This is a genomic window from Pedobacter chinensis (genome assembly GCF_003339865.1).
Classification (GTDB): Bacteria; Bacteroidota; Bacteroidia; order Sphingobacteriales; family Sphingobacteriaceae; genus Pedobacter; species Pedobacter chinensis.
In genome coordinates, this window is sequence record NZ_QPKV01000003.1 from 371532 (window position 1) to 391944 (window position 20413).

General features: G+C 37.9%; 14 protein-coding genes. 11 read left to right on the forward strand and 3 right to left on the reverse strand.

Annotation, left to right across the window (positions count from 1 at the left end; all coding sequences use genetic code 11):
• Positions 1–88: 88 nt before the first annotated feature.
• Both DU508_RS06960 and DU508_RS06965 read left to right on the forward strand, forming a co-directional pair.
• The gene (locus DU508_RS06960) at positions 89–1918 is read left to right on the forward strand and encodes a sensor histidine kinase (RefSeq protein ID WP_115402117.1); all 1830 of its coding nucleotides are present in this window, start codon (positions 89–91) and stop codon (positions 1916–1918) included.
• Between the two features lie 160 nt (positions 1919–2078).
• Positions 2079–2774, forward strand: a complete 696-nt coding sequence (locus tag DU508_RS06965) for a response regulator transcription factor (RefSeq protein ID WP_199562665.1) — start codon at positions 2079–2081, stop codon at positions 2772–2774.
• 1159 nt (positions 2775–3933) lie between these two features.
• On the opposite strand, the gene DU508_RS06970 is transcribed toward DU508_RS06965, so the two are convergent.
• Both DU508_RS06970 and mqnB read right to left on the reverse strand, forming a co-directional pair.
• The gene (locus DU508_RS06970; protein ID WP_115402118.1) at positions 3934–4782 is read right to left on the reverse strand and encodes a menaquinone biosynthesis family protein; all 849 of its coding nucleotides are present in this window, start codon (positions 4780–4782) and stop codon (positions 3934–3936) included.
• A gap of 40 nt (positions 4783–4822) precedes the next feature.
• On the reverse strand, positions 4823–5449 hold the full coding sequence (gene mqnB / locus DU508_RS06975; RefSeq protein ID WP_115402119.1) for a futalosine hydrolase: 627 nt from the start codon (positions 5447–5449) through the stop codon (positions 4823–4825).
• A 103-nt stretch (positions 5450–5552) separates the two neighbouring features.
• Here mqnB and DU508_RS06980 point away from each other — a divergent pair, with 103 nt between their 5' ends.
• From DU508_RS06980 to DU508_RS06995, 4 genes are all read left to right on the forward strand, one after another.
• Positions 5553–5963, forward strand: a complete 411-nt coding sequence (locus tag DU508_RS06980) for a 6-pyruvoyl trahydropterin synthase family protein (RefSeq protein ID WP_115402120.1) — start codon at positions 5553–5555, stop codon at positions 5961–5963.
• A 12-nt stretch (positions 5964–5975) separates the two neighbouring features.
• Complete coding sequence (gene folE, locus DU508_RS06985) at positions 5976–6611, forward strand: GTP cyclohydrolase I FolE (RefSeq protein WP_115402121.1); 636 nt, start codon at positions 5976–5978, stop codon at positions 6609–6611.
• Positions 6612–6674: 63 nt separating this feature from the next.
• Positions 6675–7556 carry an ACP S-malonyltransferase gene (gene fabD, locus DU508_RS06990; protein WP_199562666.1) on the forward strand — a complete coding sequence of 294 codons (882 nt, stop codon included), beginning with the start codon at positions 6675–6677 and terminating at the stop codon, positions 7554–7556.
• A 90-nt stretch (positions 7557–7646) separates the two neighbouring features.
• Positions 7647–11375, forward strand: a complete 3729-nt coding sequence (locus DU508_RS06995; RefSeq protein WP_115402123.1) for a sensor histidine kinase — start codon at positions 7647–7649, stop codon at positions 11373–11375.
• Positions 11376–11394: 19 nt separating this feature from the next.
• Here the strand turns inward: DU508_RS06995 and DU508_RS07000 are convergent, their stop codons facing one another.
• Complete coding sequence (locus tag DU508_RS07000) at positions 11395–12297, reverse strand: hypothetical protein (protein ID WP_115402124.1); 903 nt, start codon at positions 12295–12297, stop codon at positions 11395–11397.
• A gap of 205 nt (positions 12298–12502) precedes the next feature.
• On the opposite strand from DU508_RS07000, the gene DU508_RS07005 reads away from it, so the two are divergent.
• The 5 genes from DU508_RS07005 to DU508_RS07025 all read left to right on the forward strand — a co-directional run bounded on the left by DU508_RS07005 (position 12503) and on the right by DU508_RS07025 (position 20394).
• Positions 12503–14047 carry a glycoside hydrolase family 10 protein gene (locus tag DU508_RS07005; protein WP_115402125.1) on the forward strand — a complete coding sequence of 515 codons (1545 nt, stop codon included), beginning with the start codon at positions 12503–12505 and terminating at the stop codon, positions 14045–14047.
• Positions 14048–14178: 131 nt separating this feature from the next.
• On the forward strand, positions 14179–15207 hold the full coding sequence (locus DU508_RS07010; protein WP_115402126.1) for a LacI family DNA-binding transcriptional regulator: 1029 nt from the start codon (positions 14179–14181) through the stop codon (positions 15205–15207).
• 1 nt (position 15208) lies between these two features.
• Positions 15209–15949, forward strand: a complete 741-nt coding sequence (locus DU508_RS07015) for an SDR family NAD(P)-dependent oxidoreductase (RefSeq protein WP_115402712.1) — start codon at positions 15209–15211, stop codon at positions 15947–15949.
• Positions 15950–16396: 447 nt separating this feature from the next.
• Positions 16397–17521 carry an endo-1,4-beta-xylanase gene (locus tag DU508_RS07020; protein WP_115402127.1) on the forward strand — a complete coding sequence of 375 codons (1125 nt, stop codon included), beginning with the start codon at positions 16397–16399 and terminating at the stop codon, positions 17519–17521.
• Positions 17522–17526: 5 nt separating this feature from the next.
• A complete protein-coding gene (locus DU508_RS07025; RefSeq protein ID WP_115402128.1) occupies positions 17527–20394 on the forward strand; it encodes a glycosyl hydrolase 115 family protein in 2868 nt (955 codons plus the stop codon).
• Positions 20395–20413 lie beyond the last annotated feature (19 nt).

A 20413-nucleotide genomic window follows, 5' to 3' on the forward strand; every position in this document is an offset into this window, starting at 1 on the left:
CATTTGCTTCACTTAGCTAATCAGTATTTTTGATAGCTATTGGATTTTAAAGGCGTTGGAAAAATACCTTAAGAACAAGGTCGTATTAATGAAGAAAAGAAGTTTTTGGTTTATTACTGTTTTAATGACAGTGGCTTTGCTTGGTGTTTTTGTAATGCAGTTGTATTACATTAAGGAGGCATACAATCTCAAATCTCAACTTTTTGATGAGCAGGTAAACCAAACTTTGGCTACGGTAGTTAAAAAAGCAGAGCGGTTAAACGTTGCCAACCACATCAATAGAAAGGATGCCGAAAATAAATTAAAACGCCTTCAGGATGCTCGCCAAAGAGCATTGGATATCAAAGATTTAAGACAGCAATATGTACAGGAAGCCGAATTGCGGCAAGCTGAACGGGAAAATCAAATTGAAAACTATTTAAATCAACAAGATAGTATCATCCGAGCCTCTTACAGGGCGCCTAATGTAATTTCTGAAACAGAATTCGTTTCCTTATCATCAGTTAATGGTTCAAGTCTCGATTTGCAAATGGACGCTATTATTGACATGCGAAGCCTGATTTTGAAGGGCTATAGCATGCGTACCAAACCCTATGCTCCGCCACCAAAAACCTTTGAGTTTAAAAGTTTGCAAAGCCTACCCGATACATTGAGGTATTTGGTTTACGATCCCCGTAATGCTAAACCGCTTACCGTTAGTGTCCCTAAAATTTCTGATGATTTAGAAAAGAAATTTAAACGTGAAGATGAAATCGCAAAGAAAAAACTGGAGCTAAAAATTGCCGCATTGGGTAAAGATACTTTTTCATACACAAGGCTGAGTTTAGTTGAAGATGTATCGAAAGAGCTGGAAGAAGCAAATGTTCCAATCTACAAGCGGATAAACTTCGAAGCCCTCGGTAATATTTTAAAGACCGAATTATTAACGCATAACATTACTCAAAAACCTTCTTATAAAGTTTCTCTGGCAAAAAAAGATTCTACATTGTTTATAGAAGCATCGAACTCTAAAAAAGAATTCTTACCGGAAAACACTTATAAAACACCGCTTTTCGGGAATGACTTATTTCGCGATCCGGGAACTTTGATCGTTACTTTTCCAAACAAAAACTCTGCAATACTTTCCAATTTAAGCTTTACCCTGGCCTCATCAATTGGCTTACTATTGGTTTTGGTTTTCATTTTCTCTTACACACTTTATGCCATTTTAAAGCAGAAGAAAATATCGGAGATGAAAACGGATTTCATCAACAATATGACACATGAATTTAAAACCCCGGTAGCTACGATTATGATTGCCAGCGAGGCCCTGAAAGATCCGGAAGTGACAGAAGACAAAAACAGGCTAAAACGTTTAGCAAATATTATTTATGATGAAAATGTTCGCCTGGGTAGCCATATCGAACGAGTTTTAAGCATAGCCCGTTTAGAAAAGGGCGAACTTAAAATGGAAAATACAGCAGTTGAGATGAATGATCTTATTGTGATCGTTCTGGATAGCATGAGCCTTCAGCTCCAAAAAAGGAATGCGGTTTTACATGTCAATACCAATGCAGAGAAAGCGACAGTTTTTGGAGATGAACTTCATCTTTCAAATGTACTTTACAACCTGATTGATAATGCGAATAAATACAGTACAAATGTTCCCGAGATTACCATTTCAACAAGAAATACGAATAAGAATCTGATCATTGAAATTTCTGATAAGGGGATAGGAATGACCAGAGAACAATCGAAACGGATTTTCGATCAGTTTTACAGGGTGCCAACGGGTAATTTACATGATGTTAAAGGTTTCGGACTTGGGTTGAATTATGTTCAGGATATTATAAAACAAATTAACGGTAATATTAAAGTGATCAGCGAAAAAGATAAAGGAACAACATTCGAAATAACGTTACCTTTATACGAAGGCTAACCATCGGCACAAAAGCTTTATTTGTCGATACATGATGTTGTTGTAATTTAACTTTGTTTAATATCGTGGTAAATTTATCACAAGTAATTAAACCGTTATGCATTCTCACAATCAAACATTTACAATAGGCAATATTTCCTATGTGAACAAAATAAAAAAAATGAAAAAAATACTTCTGGTAGAGGACGATCCAAATTTAGGTTTATTACTGCAGGATTATTTGCAATTAAAAGGCAAATTCGATGTGGTTCTTTGTACAGACGGAGAGGAAGGTTTGCGCGCTTTCAATAAGCAGAGCTTCGATCTCTGTATTTTGGATGTGATGATGCCTAAAAAGGATGGGTTTACTTTAGGGAAGGATATTCGCAAAATAAATGCTCAGGTGCCTATTATTTTTGCCACCGCGAAAACGATGCTGGAAGATAAATCTGCAGCATATGATTTGGGCGGTGATGATTATATCACTAAACCTTTCCGGATTGAAGAGTTGTTATTACGCATCAATGCCATGTTTAAACGCGTTTCAAACAAGATTGAAGGTGCTGAAGAGGCTGCTGAAACTCAATTTACCATTGGTGATTATACTTTTGATTACACTACTCAGATTATTACAAATGGCGATCAGCAACAAAAACTTTCCACTAAAGAAGCTGAATTGCTTCGTTTATTATGTTTGAAGAAAAACACGGTGCTGACCAGGGAAGAAGCGCTGTTGAGTATCTGGCATGATGACAACTATTTCAACGGCCGAAGCATGGATGTTTTTTTAAGTAAGCTTAGAAAATACCTTAAAGGCGACCCAAAAGTAGAAATTATTAACGTTCACGGTAAAGGTTATAAGTTATTGGTTAGCTAGTAGAAGGGTTGTTTTGGTTTGTTGAAATATTGGAAAGTTGAAATGTCTATCAGCAATAACAATGAACACGAGGTGATCAGGCATAATGCTTAAAACGCCATATATGAATGGTCGTCATCCTGAACTTGTTTCAGGACCTTGATGGCATGAACGCATCTCAGGAAAGATGCTGAAACGGGTTCAGCATGACGTGTTGGCTTGGCGAGGCGTTTAAAACACTATATATGAACGGTCGTCATCCTGAACTTGTTTCAGTACCTTGATGGCATAAACGCATCTCAGGAAAGATGCTGAAACGGGTTCAGCATGATATGTTGGCTTGGCCGAACGCTTAACACCCCCTACATGAACGGCCGTCATCCTGAACTTGTTTCAGGACCCTAATGGCATGAACGCATCGCAGGAAAGATGCTGAAATGGGTCAGCATAACGTGTTGGCCAAACTGAACACTTAACACACCCTATATGAACGGTCGTCATCCTGAACTTGTTTCAGTACCTTGATGGCATGAACGCATCGCAGGAAAGATGCTGAAACGGGTTCAGCATAACGTGTTGGCCAAACTGAACGCTTAACAAACCCTATATGAACGGTCGTCATCCTGAACTTGTTTCAGGACCTTAATGACATGAACGCATAGCAGGAAAGATGCTGAAACGGGTTCAGCATGACGTGTTGGCCAGGCCGAACGCTTAACATCCCCTACATGAACGGTCGTCATCCTGAACTTGTTTCAGTACCTTAATGGCATGAACGCATCTCAGGAAAGATGCTGAAACGGGTTCACTGTTGTCCGGTTAAAGTCTATGCTAGCCATAAAACCTTTCAAATTAAGCTAAAAACGTTGTTTTTATAGCAATTTAAATGATAAGCCCATTGTTTTTCAGTTTTAAAAATACTTATCCAAATCCGGCTGTCCGGTAAAAAACTATTCATTTGTTAAAGTTCTAATCATTTAAACTGTTTATAGCTTCAATATCCAGCGAAATATATTTTCAACAGACAAATATTACAGCCATTTGTCATTAGGCTGTCCGGTAAAAAATTAATTCAAAATTTTTACCGGACAACAGTGAAACGGGTTCAGCATGACGTGTTGGCTTGGCGGAGCGCTTAACGGACCATACATGAACTGCCGTCATCGTGAATTTCAATCCCTTAAATGTATAAACGCTCCTGAATCGCAGGGATAATATTTCTTTCCTGCGCAAGTGTAAATAGCGTATCTATGGCTTTACGGCCTTCCTCGCCTAAATTAACACTATACTTATTTACATACAATTCAATGTGTTTATACATCACTGCTTCATCCATGGCTTGTGCATGCTCACGAATAAAATCGATTCCCGATTCAGGGTGAGCGAATGCAAATTCAACAGATTGACGAATTAACCTGTTGACTTTCAGCTGAACTTCACGATCTAATTTTCTGTTGATCACGATTCCGCCTAAAGGAATGGCACAACCTGTTAATTTCTCCCAATAATCACCCAGGTCTACAATTTTGATTAAGTCTTTGTCCTGATAGGTAAACCTGTTTTCATGAATGATCAAGCCTAAATCAATTTTATCATCAAGCAAAGCCGATTCGATTTCTGAAAAAACCATTTCCTGCTTGTTTTGTAAAGTTGGATAAGCAATGCTGAGTAAAAAGTTGGCAGTTGTGTATTTTCCGGGAATCCCAACCCTAAGATCAGTCTTTCCCGATTTCAGTAATCCGGCAAGGGTTTCCGGAGTGTATTTATGGCTAATTAAAAGCGGGCCAACACCAAAACCCAAAGCACTTCCTGCATCCAATAAAGCATATTGGCTTGCAACATAAGCAAATGCATGAAAACTCAGCTTGGTAATATCCAGTTGCCCTTTTAAAGCTTTTTGATTGAGCGTTTCCACATCATCGTAAATAACCTCAAATTCCAGGCCCTCAGTGTCTATTTTGTGGTGAATCAGCGCATCAAAAATAAATGTATCGTTAGGGCAGGGTGAAAAACCAAGTGTAAGCTTCATGAATCAAAATTAACTACTGTATTAAACTACTTCGTCATAATCAGTTCATTTCTGAGATAAAAGCAATCGCCCAGTCGTTCAGATTTTTGATGGCTAAACCCAGTTTCCAGTTTTCCTTGTTTCTGGGTTCAACGTAATTAGAAACACTACGAATTTGCAAACAATCTATATTTTGTTGTTTGCAGGCAAAAAATACAGCGGCGCCCTCCATACTTTCGGTAGTTGGATTTAACCTTTTCTTTAAATTATTGATGCTTTTCTCACTTCCCGTAACACAATTTACGGTTATACCGGTAACGGCAGGTAAATTAACAGTCCTTTTGTTTTTTGGCTTAAAACGATTTTCCCCAAATCCTAAATCGGTTATGGTTAAAAATTCATCTCCATTTTCGGCACCTAATTCGGCAAAAATATCTTCATTAATATTTAATAAGCTGCCTAACTCAATCTTTCTGTTAAAACAACCTGCAATACCCAGGTTTACCACCAGGTTATATTTATTCGGAGACAGGTGTTGCCCGAGTGAAAAAGCCGTAGCAACCATACCCACGCCGGTAATCAGCAAGTCGAAGTTTTTACTTTCAATAAAATCGCCTTCAGGTAAATTAAAATGCTGGTAAAAGAATGTAACCTCAGCCTTGGTAGCTGCAACCACTAAAGTTTTCATAAGGTAAATTTAGCGGATTCTTTTGATTAAACTTTGGTTTCTTTAAGCTTTGGTGTTTAGGCTTTAAGCTTTATCAGTATATTTGAGCTTTTATTTTGTAGTAATGATTTATATAACGAGAAAAGCATCATTTAATGCAGCGCATAAGCTGGCCCGAACCGATTGGGATGATGATAAAAATACGGAGGTTTATGGCAAATGCGCTAATCCGAACTGGCATGGTCATAACTATTGGTTATATGTTACTGTTAAAGGCGAAGTAAATCCGGAAACTGGTTTTCTTGTTGATTTGAAATGGCTTAAAGACGTAATGAACACCTACGTGGTTGATAAGGTGGATCATAAAAACTTAAATCTTGATGTCGATTTTATGAAAGGAAAATTGGCCTCAACAGAAAATCTGGCCATAGAGATATGGAAACAGCTGGAAACTCCAATTGCTGAAAATGGTGCGGTTTTACATTGTGTTAAAATCTATGAAACCGAAAATAACTATGTTGAATACTTTGGTTAAAACCCTATATTAATGAGCATTAAAGACGTATTAAAAGGTGAGTCGATTGATGGATATGTAAAGATAGATCGATATAATGATGAAAAAATTGATGCAGTAGCTACGCATTACAAAGATATTCTTGGCCATTTGGGCGAAAACCCTGAACGCGAAGGTTTATTAAAAACGCCAGAACGCGTGGCAAAAGCACTTCAGTATTTAACACATGGTTATGATTTGAAACCGGATGAAATTTTAAAATCGGCCATGTTTGAGGAAGATTACAGCCAAATGGTTGTGGTTAAGGATATTGAAGTGTATTCAATGTGTGAACACCACATGTTGCCGTTTTTTGGTAAAGCGCATATTGCTTATATTCCAAATGGTCATATTGTGGGTTTAAGTAAAATTCCCCGAGTGGTTGATGCTTTTGCCCGCCGTTTACAGGTGCAGGAACGTTTAACTAACGAAATCAGAGATTGCATTCAAAATACTTTAAGCCCAATGGGTGTTGCAGTAGTAATGGAATGCAAGCACTTGTGCATGGCCATGCGTGGTGTGCAAAAACAAAATTCAGTTACCACTACATCGGCATTTACCGGAACTTTTTTAAGCAACGATAAAACAAGAGCCGAATTTTTAAGATTAATTACGGCAAGTTTAGACTAAATAGTTCAAGATTAGTCGCTTAAAAACGCTAATCGGCAACACGATACGCCAAACTAAATTATAATGAGAGCATATATTTTTCCTGGACAAGGAGCACAATTTGTAGGCATGGGCAAGGATCTTTATGAGAACCCCAAAGCCGCAGAATTATTCGAAAAAGCAAATGAAATTATTGGGTTCCGCATTAGCGATATTATGTTTAGCGGAACAGATGAAGAACTTAAGCAAACCAATGTAACTCAACCGGCAATTTTTCTGCATTCAGTTATTTTGGCTAAAGTTTTGGGTGATGATTTCAAGCCTGATATGGTTGCTGGTCACTCTTTAGGTGAATTTTCATCGTTGGTGGCTGCTAATGCCTTAAGTTTTGAAGATGGTTTAAAATTGGTTATTGCCCGTGCAAATGCGATGCAAAAGGCCTGCGAAGCACAACCGTCAACCATGGCTGCTATTTTAGGTTTGGCTGATGATCTGGTGGAGAAAATCTGTGCAGAGGTTGATGCGGTAGTTGTTCCGGCAAATTATAACTGCCCGGGTCAATTGGTGATTTCCGGAAGTATTGAAGGGGTTGACTTAGCTTGTGCGAAACTAACTGAAGCAGGTGCAAAAAGAGCTTTAAAATTAAATGTTGGAGGAGCTTTTCACTCACCTTTAATGGAACCAGCGAAAATTGAATTGCAGGCAGCAATTGAAGCAACAGCTATTTCTGCTCCTGTTTGCCCTGTTTATCAAAACGTTGATGCCAAGCCTTATACAGATCCGGCTCAAATAAAAGAGAATTTGATCAAACAATTAACAGGTGCCGTACGTTGGACACAAACCGTAGAAAACATGCTTGCAGATGGAGCGACGGAATTTGTTGAAGTGGGACCAGGTAATGTTTTGCAAGGCCTGGTTAAAAAGGTAAGTCGCGAGGTACAAACAAGCAGCGCTACTGTTGCTTAACCAATGATCTTCATAAAATAATTTCGACGCCATAAACAAACCGTTTATGGCGTTGTTTTTTATCAATATTTAATATCTTTATCAAAATCGATGAAATTGAGCTTTGGTGTAAAAATTAGATTTCTGCTGCTTGTTTTGGGTTGTTGTCTCATAGCAACTTCACTTTCTTTAAGCAGGTTTACCACCAAAAATGAATTGCTTGAACGCGATGCAAATGAGGTTCAACAAAACTTATCGGTAAAAGAAAGGTACGTTGAAGATTTCTTAAACAACAAAGAAGAAGTTAAAAAGGCCATGCATTTGCACGTCAATCCGAAAGATGCGATTGACTTCATGAATGTTTACAGAAAAGCCAAAGGCATTAACCTCCTGACTTTCCAAAATAATCAGCTCAAATTTTGGAGCACTTACAAGCTGACAGATATCGACCCCCGTTCAATTAAAGAAGGAAGTTCTGTATTATTCTTTTCAAATGGCTGGTACGAGGTGATTAAGCGTACGCAAGATGATTACAATTTAATCTTTCTGATTGCGATACAGTCTCAATATCCGTTTAAAGAAACCCAATACTTTAAAAATGAACTTGATCCTTTTTTATCCAGTTCAAAACTTTTAACCCTGGCATCTTTTACCGATAAAGACGTTTACAGCATAAAGAGTATTGATAATAAATTTCTTTTTGGATTAAAAGTTAAGCCTGGTTATGTCGATAACTATTATTCTGGAACGCAGCTGTGGTTATTCATAGGTGGAATGCTTTGTATCTGCATGTTTTTTAATTCACTAAGCTCTTTGATAGCCAGAAAAGGACATATTGTTTTGGCTACCTTGTTGTTAACGGTGTTCTTTTTATCATTCAGGTTATCTGATTTGTATTATGGATGGTTCAATCATCGTTTTCCGCTCGATCTTTTCGATCCAAGAATATATTCTGAGAGTTTTTTGATGCCTTCATTAGGTGACTTTCTATTGAATGTATTTACCTTAACATGGCTATTGCTTTTCATGTTTAATCATAAAGATCAATATCGGTTTGGAGAATGGATCAGAAAGCGGAAACTGGTCGGCATTTTTATTCATATTATATTACTGGCCTTTATTGCTGCTATTGCCTTTTTTAGTGATGATGTTTTTTTTGGCCTTATTTATAATTCAAAAATCAATTTCGAAATTATCAATATCCTGAAATTAAGCGGAACCAGTTGGGTGAGTATTGTAATATTATGCCTGGTTTGGTTTCAAATCTATTTAATAACCGTCATATCAGCTACAGTAAGTAATCAGCTTAATGTAACTAATAAAGAAAGACTGATCATATTTTTGACTGGCTTTTTAATCATTTTTGCTTATAAACTTTCAATTGATTTTACAGCATTTTTCATTGTTTTCGCTTTAATACTATTCATTGTTGCGAGAAGCGTTTATGTAAAAGGGGCAACCTTTTCTGTTGGCCTGTTTGCTATTGTGTTTTTTTGTTTGGCCTTTAACACGTCAATTAAATACATTAAATATAAAGATATAACTGAACGGAGCTTACGCGAACCCCTGGCTCGAAAAGTGCAATCATCAGAAGATCCTAATGCCATTGTTGCATTGGGCAGTTTGGAAGGGCAATTGTTACAGGATGAATTTCTGGTTCGTTATTTTAGCCAGAATGGCAAATCTAATTATGCAGTTCTTAAAAATCATATTAAAAACTATTTGGATGGTTATCTGAACAGGTACGACTATCAAATATATCCCTATGATAAAAATGGAATAGATATTAATAACCCCAATGGACAGGCATTCAAAAAGTACAAAGAGCTTGTGGAATCGGGTTCGGTTAAAATTGATGGGGCAAATTATTTTTATCAGGTAAACAATACATTCGGCTATCAGGATTATTTTGGAATCATTTCCGTTGTAAATAAAGGCAATTTGCTCGGAACACTTGTTATTGAACTGCGATCAAAGCCATATAATTATAATAACCGCCTGCCTGATCTTCTTGGTGATCAAAAATTCATTAAGGATGAAGACTTTCGGGGCTATTCCATCGCTTTATACAGTAATAATAGATTGCTCAATCAATCAGGAAGTTATACATATCCGTTAGATGGAAGAGTTTTCGAAGGCAAGAAAGACGATTTTGTGACCAGCAGTGATTTTACGCTTCATTATAGCCACCTCATTTATAAACCTACTGACAGCAAAATGGTCGTGATCAGTAAAGAAAAGGTAGATTATGTGGAGCGATTGGCCGCTTTATCCTTCTTCTTTCTTGTTTTCATTATCTTTTCCCTGGTACTCTACGGCTTAATTTGGCTAATCAAAAACCTTGATGATGAACGCGTTGGATGGTTTAGCATTAATAGGTCGTTAATGATTAATGCGAATAAGATCTTATATAAAACCCGTATTCAGGTATCTATAGTACTTTCTGTTGTAGCTACCTTATTGATAGTAGGTTGGGTAACCTATTATTATATGAATAATGAATATAGAGGACAGCAAAACGCATCAATAAGAGACAAAATCAGGAAAGTTCAGCAGAATTATGAAAAGCAGGTATTTAGTAAAGGCATAACTGATGATGAAGGTGCGGTAGCAGATTTCAACAATTTTGCAGATATCAATAATGCCGATTTAAATTTATATGACGTACGAGGAAACCTGATCATGACTACCTACCCTAAGCTTTATAATTATAAGGTTATCGGCAGGAAAATGGGCCCATTGGCATATACTTATCTGCATCAGTTGAAACGATCAGAATTTATAAATGCAGAAGAAAAGATCGGGAATTTAACCTATGCTGCGGCATATGCGCCGATTAGAAATGCGCAAAATAAAACCATCGCATATATCGGCCTGCCAAATTACTCAAATGAGGAAGAATACTCAGATAAAATAGCCCTTTTTGTAAGTAACCTGATTAATATTTATGCTTTGGTTTTTGTGGCGGTTGGTGTTTTGGCCGTGTTTTTGGCTAATCAGATTACCAATCCCTTAACTTTTATACAGGAAAGCATCAGCAGAACCAGAATTGGCCAGCGTAATGAACCAATTGTTTGGCGCAGGCATGATGAAATAGGTTCGTTGATTAAAGAATACAACAGTATGATTGCTGCCCTGGAAGACAGTGCGATTAAACTGGCACGCTCAGAGCGGGAAAGCGCCTGGAGAGAGATGGCTAAACAAGTGGCGCATGAAATTAAAAATCCACTAACCCCTTTAAAATTAGGTGTTCAATTACTTGAAAAATCCTGGAAAGAGAATGATCCGAATTTTGAAAATAAGTTCAATAAATTTAGCAAATCATTTATTGAGCAGATTGATAGTCTTTCTAAAATCGCATCAGAGTTCTCCAACTTTGCCAGAATGCCCGACACCAATTTAGAACAACTAGGTGTAATGCCCGTGATTGAACAGGCAAGACAGGTTTACAAAAACACTGATAATGTAGAAATTAATGTATTAAATAAATCTGACAGGAACATCCGTATTCTGGCAGATCATGATCAATTGTTGAGGACATTCAATAATCTCTTTAAAAATGCGATTGAGGCCATTGATGATGATTCGCACTGTTGCGTAACTGTGGTTTTATATAACGATAGTGAAAATGCCTATATAGAGATAAAAGATAATGGTAAGGGTATTCCAGTAATTTTACATGATAAAATCTTTGTGCCCAATTTTACCACCAAAACTTCAGGCACAGGTTTAGGCCTGGCATTTGTTAAACAAGCAGTAGAAAATGCAGGTGGAACCATTACCTTTACCTCTGTTATGGACGTAGGAACCAGCTTTTATCTGGTCTTTCCACTGGCGTAACATCATTAGATTGTGATTGTTATCTCAAATCTACCTGAGCTTTTCCCAATGTATTTCCATCTGCGTATAAGATAACGGTGTAAATACCTTTAATGAAAGGTTTAGGATTAGTCCAATCGATAACGTAAGTGCTATCGTCATTGTTGTAGTTGATGTAGATAGAGTGGCTGTATTGCATTTCCTGCCCATCGGCTTCGAAACGATTGCCTTCATTGGCAAGTAGATTCCCTGCAGGATCAAAAACCCTTAAATAGATATTGTGATGGCCTTTTTCTGCTAATTCGTTTGGAATGATATTAAAGCGGACACTTAATTTTTCTGCGGTTGATGATTTGGTTACTTCTACCTTTTTGCCGCTGGATTTTGTTCTGAAGGCTATAATTTCTGCATTTTGAAGCTTTAAAGCCGCTGCAGTTTTAACCTTTGCACTTAGGTTTGAGTTCTCATTTTCAAGATTCGAAGCTCTGCTGCTAATATTTTTTAAAGTGTTTTCTAAGCTATCGCGGCTGTTTTTAAGAAAAATATTATCCTTTTGAAGCTGGATAATCTGGTCGTTATAGTTTTTAACAAAGGTTTTAAGTTCATTGATCTGGCTATTGGCCTTATCAAGTTCGCCCTGAGTAATTGCTCCTTTTTCCAGGGCAATCTTAAGTTCATCAATTTTTTCCCGTGCCAGTTTTTGTTCTTCAATAAGCTTCTCATTCAAATCAAGATTTAAGGCCTCCACCTTATCCAGTTCCACCTCAATTTTTTCTACTTCAAGCCGTAACTTATCCTTTTCCGTGCTAACCGTTACAAATCTTTCGCTTTGCTGTCGATCTTTAAAAAACAGGTAAGCATTTGTTCCAATAAGCGCTGTTATAACAATGACCAGGAAGTAAATTTTGTTTCTATCGCCCTTATTAATCTTTTGTGGTTCCATTTTTAATAATGCTGTATCTTCTTAAAATAATATACTTTTGTTGTTCCATAGGTAAATGGTGTACACAATTAATTTTAGCAGGGCGCAAATTATAATTTTTAATAAACTTATAAGAGTTTTTAAAAAAAATCGTTTAATTGCTAACGTTCATTTGTATTCAAATTAACACAAACACACATCCTGAATAAAAAACAAGACAGAAATAATGCTTAAAAACTTCCTATACGCACTTTTAACTTTAACTGTAATACCTTATATATTAAATGCACAACCTTTATCAAAAATTGCACCAAAAAGAGAGTTTAGGGGCGTTTGGGTGGCTACTGTTACCAATATAGACTGGCCATCAAAACCCGGCCTGACCATTGATCAGCAAAAACAAGAGCTGATCGGAATATTGGAAAGACATAAAGCTCAGGGAATGAATGCGATCATTTTGCAGGTTCGCCCCGCAGGTGATGCTTTTTATGCAAAATCAAGAGAACCCTGGAGCCAATGGTTAATGGGAAGACAAGGCCTGGCGCCGGCGCCGGGTTATGATCCTTTGGCCTTTGCTATAAAAGAATGCCATTTTAGGGGCATGGAGTTGCATGCCTGGTTTAATCCGTACCGTGCCAGTATGAGCAGCAGCTCTGTTTTTAGCGAGGATCACGCCTTTCGAAAACATCCGGATTGGTTTTTTACCTATGGCGGTAAAAAGCAATTCGATCCGGGAATTCCTGATGTGAGAGAATATATCGTTCAGGTCATTTTAGATGTGGTTAAAGGCTATGATGTGGATGGTATCCATTTCGATGATTATTTCTATCCCTATAAAATAGAGGGGCAAACGATCAACGATAGTGCAACCTTTAATAAGTACCCAAATAATTTCACGGACATTAAAGATTGGCGCAGAAATAATGTGGATATGCTCATTAAGCAACTGGATGATAGCATTCATCATTATAAAAAATGGGTTAAGTTTGGGGTAAGCCCTTTCGGTATCTGGCGAAATAAATATGAAGATCCTGAAGGTTCAGCAACAAACGGATTATCTAATTATGCTGAGCTTTTTGCCGATAGCCGGAAATGGGTTAAAGAGGGTTGGGTAGATTACATCAATCCGCAAATATATTTTACTTTTACAAGAAGGGTGGCACCATTCGGAACCTTGGTGGATTGGTGGAGCAACAACGCTTATGGAAGGCATGTATATGTAGGGCAAGGCGCCTATCTGGTAAACTCAAGGGCCGAAATAGCCTGGAGAAACCTTTCGGAGATCCCAAAACAAATCCGTTATATCAGAGAGAACAACCGAATTCAGGGCAGTGTTTATTTCAGTTCTAAATCACTCAGCACCGTCGCAAAATCTGTCGGCGATTCACTTAAAAATGATCTTTATAGTTACCAGGCATTACCACCGCAAATGCCTTGGCTCGATGAAGTTCCACCAAATGCACCGCAAGCCCTAGTTGCTGATGCCCTGAAAGATGGCGTGCATTTAAAATGGCAAATCCCGATGAAAGCTAAAGATGGAGAAACAGCGTCAGGCTACGTGATCTATCGTTTCGAGGAAGGAGAAAAAATTTCAGTGCTCGATCCTAAAAACATTCTTAAAATAAGTTTTGAAGATTACCTTTCGTTTATTGATACCAATGTAGGGAGCGGAAAACGGTACAGCTATCTGGTTACAGCGCTCGATCGTTTAAAGAATGAAAGTGAGCCAAGCGGGCCAGTTGGAGTTGAAGTTCCATTAGCTAAAGAGTAACCGCGATTTTTTTACCAGATAGCAGCAAATAAAAATATTACACAAAATTTATGCAACCGATTGCAATTGTGTAATATTAATCCTAATTTAGGCATACCAAATATAAAGGAACATCAGTTTCAGATTAGTGTATGCAAGATAAGGAAATTACCATTTACGACTTGGCAGAGCGATTGAATGTTTCTGCAACAACAGTGAGTAGAGGATTGCAGGATCATCCGGCTATTAATAAAAAAACCAAAAAAAGAATATTTGACCTGGCAGCAGAGCTGGGTTACCGCTCTAACAAGTTTGCTAGCAATCTCCGTAAGCAAAAAACCAATACCATAGGTGTAATCGTTCCACGGTTAAATAGTTTGTTTATGTCGTCGGTTTTATCAGGGATTGAAAAAATAGTAAATAATGCCGGTTACAATCTGATCATTAGTCAATCTTTTGAGCATGAATCAAAAGAAAAAACCAATACTACAACCATGTTTAACAGCAGGGTAGATGGTTTGATTGTTTCATTGGCTTCTGATACCGAAGATTTGAGCCATTTCGACACTTTCATCAGGAAAAACATTCCAATTATCTTTTTCGATCGTGTGGCAGAAAGCATTCAGTCTACAAAAGTACTCATAGATAATTTTAAAGCAGGGTATAAAGCAACTGAGCATTTAATTCAACAGGGTTGCAAAAAAATTCTGCACATTACCGGTAATCCATCCAGAAATGTTTATAAAGACCGATTTGAAGGTTACAAAAAAGCTTTGAATGATCATCATATAGAATTCGACCCGGCATTATATATATCCAACGATTTAACGGAGCAAGCCATTCAGGATGCTTTGGTTAATGATGTGTTGAAAAGAGATACACTGCCCGATGGGTTGTTTGTTACCAATGACTCTTCGGCCGCATTTGCCTTAACCATTTTTAAGGAAGCCGGTTTACGCATACCTGAAGATATCGCAATAGTTGGATTTAATAATGATCTGATATCAAAAGTTACGGAACCTGCCATTACCACCATTAATTACCCCGGTAACGAAATGGGTGAAAGCATCGCCAGAATTTTAATCAATCACTTAGATGGCGAAGGCGATCTGAGTTTTACCAGTACCGTGCTCCTAAATACAGAATTAATCGTTCGTGGATCATCGCAAAGAAAAAAATAATATGGGTAAAGAAATAGCTATTGTAACGGGAGGCGGCGCAGGATTAGGATTGGCCATTACCAGGAAATTGATTCAGGAGGATATTCAGGTAATCATGATCGGCAGAAATGAAGAGAATTTAAAAGCTGCGGCTTCTGAATTTGGCGAATTATGTAATTATAAGGTATTTGATCTTCAAAACCTTAAAGAAATTCCGGCTTTGATTGAGGAGATTAATACTGAATATGGTAAAATTGATATTTTGGTGAACAATGCAGGTATCAATATGAAAAAACCCTTTATAGAGGTTACAGATGATGATTTTGCCAGTGTGGTACAAACCAATCTTTCTTCGGTTTTTGCGATAAGCAGAGAGGTGGTTAAGAAAATGATCGAAGCAGGGAAGGGCTCTATTGTTAACATCAGTTCAATGGCAGCTCAATATGGTATACCCAAGGTTATTGCTTATTCTGCGGCTAAAACCGGAATTGAAGGCATGACAAGGGCGATGGCAACGGAACTATCACCTTTGGGAATCAGAACCAATTGCGTTGCTCCGGGATTTATCAAAACGGCAATGTCGGCTAAAGCTTTGGATGCCGATCCGGAAAGAAAAAACAAAGTGTTCTCCAGAACCCCAATGGGGAAAATGGGAGATCCCGATGATGTGGCAGAAGCTGTTTATTTCTTCTGTTCAGCAGGGGCAAAATATGTTACAGGTGTGATAATGCCTGTAGATGGAGGAAATTCCATTGGGTTTTAAAGTAACTGAGTTTTGGGTGTATTCAATGAATTTTAATCTGGAAATCAGTATTCATTGTCTTAAAAAGAACATTTTTGTCTTGGCTAAACGGGGCTCTTTACTTTTTTCGGTGTGGTTTATTGTTCTTAATTGTCCTCAAGCTTGCTTCGCAGGTTTGATGTCAAAAAGTAATAAAACCGAAGCTTGCTGAGCTCATTAATGCCAATGAAAAACAATAAAGCAACATTAATAAACACCGGCTGAAAATTTTTATTCGGAAGCCAGTAGCAAGGCTTGGTCTGTGGAATCCGAAAAATTTGTTAGGCCGGATTAGAGTAGAACGAAGATGTTGCGCTTTGGCCTTGCTGGGATGCAAATACAAATTGCAGATAAAAAAAACAAAATTCGTTAACTAAAATACGGCGAAGTCATGAAGTAGAACTTCGCCAGATATTAACCAGATAAAACATGAGCAGGCGTAGTAAATTTTCAAGATTTATCAGATCACTGTGGGTTTATTTCCTATTGTTGTTGATTTTAAACTCCTGCAGGGCACCGCAGGGTGTGGCAAATTACGCTACGGATAAGCGTGGCTTAAAAGATTTTTATCAATCCTATTTTTCAATGGGCGTAGCGGTAGGTGTGAAAAATCTTGTTGGCGATGAAGCTGAACTGATTAAAAAACAATTTAACAGCCTTACTGCTGAAAATGCCATGAAAATGGGGCCTCTGCAGCCAAGAGAAGGGTTTTTTTATTGGAAAGATGCAGATTCGATTGTAAACTTCGCGGTAAAAAATGGAATCAGAATTCGCGGACACAATTTATGCTGGCATGAACAAACACCAAACTGGCTTTTTAAAGGAAAAGATGGGAAAGAAGTTACGAAAGATGTTTTATTGCAACGTTTAAAAGATCACATTACAACAGTGGTTAGTCGTTATAAAGGTAAAATTTATGCCTGGGATGTGGTAAACGAGGCAATTGATGATGATCCTGCGAAATTCATGCGCGATTCAAAATGGTATCAGATCTGCGGAGAAGATTTCATTGTAAAAGCCTTTGAATATGCTCATGCTGCCGATCCAAACGCCAAACTTTATTATAACGATTATAACACCGAACGGCCAGAAAAGCGTGAAAGAATTTATAAACTGTTAAAAAGTTTAAAAGATAAAGGTGTGCCTGTTGATGGAGTTGGATTACAAGCGCATTGGTCGTTGCAGGAACCAACAGAGATTGAACTTAGTACTGCTATAGAAAGATATTCATCACTTGGATTGAAAATTCAGTTTACAGAAGTTGATATGTCCATTTATCCCTGGGAGAAAAACAAGCGTGATCGAAAACCAGGAGAATCTGATGAATTTACAGCCGAATTACAGCAGAAACAAGCAGAACAATATGCAATGGTTTTCAAGCTGTTTCGTGAGTATAAAGATGTAATTACCAATGTCACTTTTTGGAATATCTCTGACCGGCATTCATGGCTTGATGAATACCCGGTAATGGGCAGAAAAAATTATCCGCTACTTTTTGATACCCACCTGCAGCCCAAAAAAGCATATTGGGAAGTGATCAATTTTAAAAAATAAATAACATGAAGAAACTCATTCTCCTTATCGTATTGCTAGGTTTCAAAACCATTTGTCTGGCCGCTGCTGCCGACCCATTTGTATCAAACACTTTTGTTAACGGCAGTTTTTCTATATCAAGTAAAGGCCGGGTTTCATCTATTCTGGTTAGTGGAAACGAATGGCCAGGGGTAGTAAGGGCAGCTAAAAACCTTCAGGTCGACTTACAAAAAGTGACAGGAATTAATCCGGGTTTCTCTATTGATAAAGCATCGGGGATGGTTATTATTATCGGTACAATTGGTAAGAGTACCATCATTGATGAGTTGATCAGAAACAATAAAATTAATGTTGGTGGCATTGCAGGAAATTGGGAAAGCACATTAATTGAGGTAATCAAAAATCCGGTTTCCGGGGTAGATTCTGCTTTGGTAATTGCGGGGAGCGATAAACGCGGAACAATTTATGGTGTGTACGAGCTTTCCAGCCAAATCGGTGTTTCGCCCTGGTACTACTGGGCTGATGTTCCGGTAAAAAAGAACAATGCTTTATTCGCTATTTCCGGAAGACACGTGATTTCATCACCTGCTGTGAAATACAGAGGGATTTTTCTGAATGATGAAGCGCCGGCTTTATCAGGTTGGAGCAAAAAAGAATTTGGAGGATTTAACAGCAAGTTTTATGAGCAGGTTTTTGAACTCATTCTTCGCTTGAAAGGTAATTATTTATGGCCGGCCATGTGGGGAAGTGCTTTTAATGATGATGATAAAATGAATCCTGTTTTAGCGGATGAATATGGCGTTGTGATTGGAACTTCGCATCATGAGCCATTAACCAGAGCACATGATGAATGGAAAAGATACAAAGGTGGTAAATGGAACTATGATCAAAACCCGGAGCAGTTGAGAGAATTTTGGGAAAGTGGTTTCAAACGCGTGTCAGATAAAGAACAAATTATAACCGTTGGCATGCGTGGTGATGGCGATGAACCTATGACTGAAGGAACTGCTACTGCATTGCTTGAAAAAATCGTGAAAGATCAGCGGGCGATTATTGAAAAAGTAACGCAAAAACCTGCATCAGAAACTCCACAACTTTGGGCGCTTTATAAAGAAGTTCAGGCTTATTACGATAAAGGAATGCGTGTTCCTGATGACATCACGCTGTTGCTTTGCGATGATAATTGGGGAAACATCAGGAAACTTCCAAAGTTAAATGAAGCGCCAAGAAAGGGTGGTTACGGCATTTACTATCATTTCGATTATGTTGGTGATCCACGTAATTACAAGTGGATCAACACCAACCCGATTCAAAAAATCTGGGAGCAAATGAATCTTGCCTATGAATACAATGCCAATCAAATCTGGATAGTAAACGTGGGAGATTTAAAACCTATGGAATTTCCGATATCTTTTTTCCTGGATTATGCCTGGGCACCCGATGCCATTCCTGCAGAAAAATTAAAACAATACACCATCAATTGGGCCAAACAACAGTTTGGAAAAACATATGCTGCTGAAACAGGTGATATACTAGATCAATATTCCAAATACAATGGCCGCATAAAGCCCGAGTTATTAACAGATAGTATTTACAGTTTAACGCACTACAACGAGTTCGAAAATGTAGTAACCGATTATAGAAATTTAGAGGAAAAGGCCAGGTTTATTTATAATCAGGTTCCTGCAGAGCAAAAAGATGCTTACTATCAATTGGTCATGCATCCTGTTGAGGCAAGTGCAAATCTTTATGATCTTTATTATCATGTGGCCAAGAATAAACTTTATGCTAAACAGGGGCGTTTTGCCACAAACGCCATAGCCGATAAAGTTTCGCAATTGTACAAGCGTGATGAAGAAATAACCAATTATTACAACAAAATAATGGCTGGTGGTAAGTGGGATCACATGATGGATCAAACCCATATTGGTTATACTTATTGGCAGCAGCCAGAAAAAAATTCTATCCCAAACACGGTAATTCTGACCCTTACAGGTAACCTGAACAAAGCTCAAATGGGGCTGGCCGTTGAGGGTAGTGATTCTTCATGGACAGGCAAAGAAAAAGCTGATATTGCCCTGCCAACTTTTGATTTTTATACTAACAAGCCTCGTTATTTTGAGTTGTTTAATAAAGCAAAAGGCTCTTTTAGTTATCAAATCAAGGCCCCGGCTTATGTAATAGTCGATTTTCCGAAAGGCGAAGTAAGCCATGAGCAAAGGATCTTTTTGAGTATAGATTGGGCAAAAGCCCCTAAGGGAAAATCACAAACCATCATAAATGTTTCCGGAAGCGATGGCTCAAAAATTTCAGTACTGGTTCATTTGGATAATACCAGATTGGCCGATCAAAAAATCAATGCCTTTGTGCCTCAAAATGGTTACATTTCTATGGAAGCACCAAGTTATAACCGTGCAATAAACAACCGCCCGGTATTTTGGAGAATCATTCCAAATTATGGTAAAACGTCCGGAGGTGTAATTCCTGTTCCGGTTACTTCACCTGTCCAAACCCTCAGTACCAATACTCCTCATTTAGAATATGATATTTACCTGAATGAAACCGGATCATTCAACTTAAATAGTTTCATATCACCAACCATTGATTTTGCCAATGGCGAAGGATTGAAATTTGCCGTCTCTATTGATGATGAGCCGCCTGTCATTGTAAATATCAGTACTGATTATAAAACAGAAAATGCATGGCGAAGATCAGTTGCCGACAATATAAAGATATTTAAAACTCCAATAAAATTTAATAACACGGGCAAGCATACCATCAAATATTGGATGATCAGTCCAGGAGTGGTATTGCAAAAACTGGTGCTTGATCTTGGTGGTTTAAAGCCCAGTTTCCTGGGTCCTCCGGAAACTTTTGTTAGTGAAGTAAAATAAACTTTAACCATTTATAACC